The 2887-nt window shown below is 74.6% G+C and carries 4 protein-coding genes; 3 read left to right on the plus strand and 1 reads right to left on the minus strand.

Going from position 1 to position 2887, the window contains the following annotated elements; genetic code table 11:
• The first annotated feature begins 108 nt into the window (after positions 1 to 108).
• From I59_RS06870 to I59_RS06880, 3 genes are all read left to right on the plus strand, one after another.
• Positions 109 to 375: a hypothetical protein gene (locus tag I59_RS06870; protein ID WP_022903233.1), complete on the plus strand. Its 267-nt coding sequence runs from the start codon at positions 109 to 111 to the stop codon at positions 373 to 375.
• A 94-nt stretch (positions 376 to 469) separates the two neighbouring features.
• Positions 470 to 1366: a M23 family metallopeptidase gene (locus I59_RS06875; RefSeq protein ID WP_148286121.1), complete on the plus strand. Its 897-nt coding sequence runs from the start codon at positions 470 to 472 to the stop codon at positions 1364 to 1366.
• Positions 1367 to 1431: 65 nt separating this feature from the next.
• Positions 1432 to 2274, plus strand: a complete 843-nt coding sequence (locus tag I59_RS06880) for an NAD(P)-dependent oxidoreductase (RefSeq protein ID WP_031273203.1) — start codon at positions 1432 to 1434, stop codon at positions 2272 to 2274.
• A gap of 133 nt (positions 2275 to 2407) precedes the next feature.
• On the opposite strand, the gene I59_RS06885 is transcribed toward I59_RS06880, so the two are convergent.
• On the minus strand, positions 2408 to 2620 hold the full coding sequence (locus tag I59_RS06885; protein ID WP_022903235.1) for a hypothetical protein: 213 nt from the start codon (positions 2618 to 2620) through the stop codon (positions 2408 to 2410).
• Between the last annotated feature and the right edge of the window lie 267 nt (positions 2621 to 2887).

Below are 2887 nucleotides of genomic sequence, written 5' to 3' on the forward strand. Positions count from 1 at the left end.
ACTGAGTATTGCGCATACCAAATATCAGTGCTTCAATGGAGGCGTGCCGTCGGCACCCCGGACCGACCGAACGGTCCGCCCAACCGCACTGACCGGAAGGCAAGCAGCATGTCCTCCACACCCCTCTTCGACGCCGTCGCCGCCCGTCGTCGCGAGCCCTCGCCGACACCGTCCGCGTCCGTCCCGGCGTCGCTCGTCGCCGCGATCGACGCGATCCCACAGCGCCTGACCGCGGACCTCGGTGTCGGTCTCTCCGTCGCCGAGGGGCAGCTCGCCCTCGTCGAGGCCGTCGCCGACGCAGTGACCCGCGCGGTCGTGGACGCCGTGACCGCGGAAGTCGAGCGGATCACCCGCGACGGCCGCGTCCGCGTCTGAGCCGAAGGTCGTGTCGAACCCGACCCCGCTCCCGACCCGTCGTTCCCGCCGAACGACGGACCGCGGGCGGACCCCCGAACCCACCGGGGCGGCGGTGTCCCCTCCTGCCGCCCCGGTGCTCCACCCCGAGCTCCCGACCCGCCGGGACGACCGGAGTGCCGCGCTCCCGACCCGACGGAGCCTCCGCGCGGCCGAGCACGACGCCCGACGGCGCGATCGCGTCCGGACGCTGACAGAGGCGGTCACCGTCCCGCTCCGCGTGGTCACCGTCCCGCTCCGCGTGGTCACCGTCCCGCTCCGCGTGGTCACCGGCGCCGTGTCCTCCACGCGGGCGGTCCCCGTCACGGCGACGGCGGTCGCGGCGTGCATGGTCGTGGCGCTCGGGTCGCCGCAGTCCGCCCTCGCCGCGACGCCCCAGGTCGTGACGCCGGGCGTCGGCGCCGTCGGGCAGCAGTACGTCGCTCCCGACGGCAGCACCGCCGTCGGTCTCCGTGACACCTTCGGCGTGGCCCTCGTCCGGCCCGTGCCCGAGCCCACCCGTGCCACGGCGGCGGCTCGTCCCGCCACACCGCGTCCCGCCGCGTCCGGTGTCGTCCGGCCCGTCGTGGGCACCGTGCCCGTGGCTGGCGGTTTCGGTGGCCGCCAGGTCGTGGGCTGCGGCGCCTGCTCGACCGACCACCAGGGTCTCGACTTCGCCGCTGCCGAGGGCACGCCGGTCGTGGCCGCCCTCCCCGGTCGGATCCTCGCCGCCGGGGTCCTCGGCGGGTACGGCAACCAGGTCCTCGTGCAGCACGCCGACGGAACGCAGACCCGGTCCGCGCACCTCTCCCGCATCGACGTCGTCCCCGGGCAGACCGTCGCCGCGGGTCAGCAGCTCGGTGCCGTCGGCAGCACCGGTGTCTCGACGGGTCCACACCTGCACTTCGAGGTGCTCGTCGACGGTGTGCCGGTCGACCCGGCGGCTTGGCTCGCGGCCCGGGGCATCCGCTGATCGGAGCGGCGTAGCGTCGGATCGGTCGCGGCACGGTGCCGCACAGGACGGAGGCGCTCGTGCGCGTGTCGGTGTTGGGAACGGGTGCGATGGGTGCCGGTGTCGCGGGGTCGCTCCGCCGGGCAGGGCACGACGTGACGGTGTGGAACCGGACCCGCGAGCGGGCCGAGCCGCTCGCCGACGCCGGGGCGACCGTCGTGGACACCCCCTCGGAGGCGGTCGCGGACGCCGAGGTCGTGCTCCTCACGCTGTTCGACACCGACGCCGTGGTCGACGTCCTCGAGCAGGCAGCCGGGGACGCTCCCGAGGATGCCGTCTGGGTCCAGGCCTCGACGATCGGCACCGCGGGGACCGAGACGGTCGTGCAGCTCGCGGCCAAGTACGACATCACCCTGGTGGAGGCGATGATGCTCGGCACCAAGGCCCCCGCCGAGCAGGGCAAGCTGACGCTCCTCGCCGCTGGACCGGCCGACGTGCTGGAGGGGCTGGGCTCCGTGTTCGAGGCGATCGCGGTGAAGACCGTCCGCGCGGGCGAGCAGGTCGGGCAGGGCACCGCGCTCAAGCTCGCGGCGAACGCCTGGATCGCCTCCATCACCGCCGCGACCGGACAGTCCCTCGCGATCGCGCGGTCCCTGGGTCTCGACCCGGCCCTCTTCCTCGAGGCCATCGACGGCAGCGCCAGCGACTCGCCGTACGCCCACACCAAGGGGGAGTCGATGATCGAGGGCACCTTCCCCGCGCAGTTCGCGCTCGACGGGCTGCGGAAGGACATCGGGCTCATCACGGAGGCCGCGCGCGCTGCAGGCGTCTCGACGGTGCTGCTCGAGGCGCTCGGCCGGGTGTACGCCGACGCGAGTGCGGCGGGCCACGGCGGCGACGACATCGCGGCGGTCGGCACCGCCTTCTGAGCGGCTGAGCTGAGCCCGGCGACGGCTGAGCCGGGCCCGGCGACGGCACGGGCCCGGTTCCCCGCGAGGGGCGCAGGACGACGTCGTGACGCCAGCGCGCCGCAGCGCCGCCGGAACCGCCGTCGGAACCGCCTCAGCGCCGCCGGAACCAGCGTCGGACCGCGCCCGAGAGCCGACCGACGGCCTCGTCGTTCATCGTGTTCGCCAGGTCGAAGGCCTCGCGCGTGGGGTCGGCGCCGGCTCGGATCCGCCGGAGCGCGGCGTCCGCCCGGGCACGCGCGTCGAGCTCGGCGAGCGGCATGTCGTCCTCGGGGTCGTGCCCCTCGGTACTCGCCGCCGTCGTCATGCGGTGAGGCTACGCGACGGCGACGTCGTCCGCCTGGGACTCCTCCGGGGCGATGTGGTCGACCACCCGGGTCATGTCCTCGAGGAAGGCGACGATCACCCGGATGTCCCGTTCGTCGAGGGTCGAGGCCACAGCGGCGCCGCTGTCGTCGAGCTGGTCGAGGACGCTCAGCGCCTGACGCATCGACTCGCCGGACGCCGTGAGGAACACCCCGCGACGGTCGTGCGGATCGGGGTGGCGTTCGACGGACCGCTCCGGNGAGCCGTC

It is taken from the genome of Curtobacterium sp. B8, assembly GCF_000333315.1.
Taxonomy (GTDB): Bacteria; Actinomycetota; Actinomycetes; order Actinomycetales; family Microbacteriaceae; genus Curtobacterium; species Curtobacterium luteum.

Coding starts and splice junctions, on each gene's coding strand:
- I59_RS06885 (WP_022903235.1), bottom strand. CDS start 2,620: ATGACGACGGCGGCGAGTACCGAGGGGCACGACCCCGAGGACGACATG.
- I59_RS06870 (WP_022903233.1), top strand. CDS start 109: ATGTCCTCCACACCCCTCTTCGACGCCGTCGCCGCCCGTCGTCGCGAG.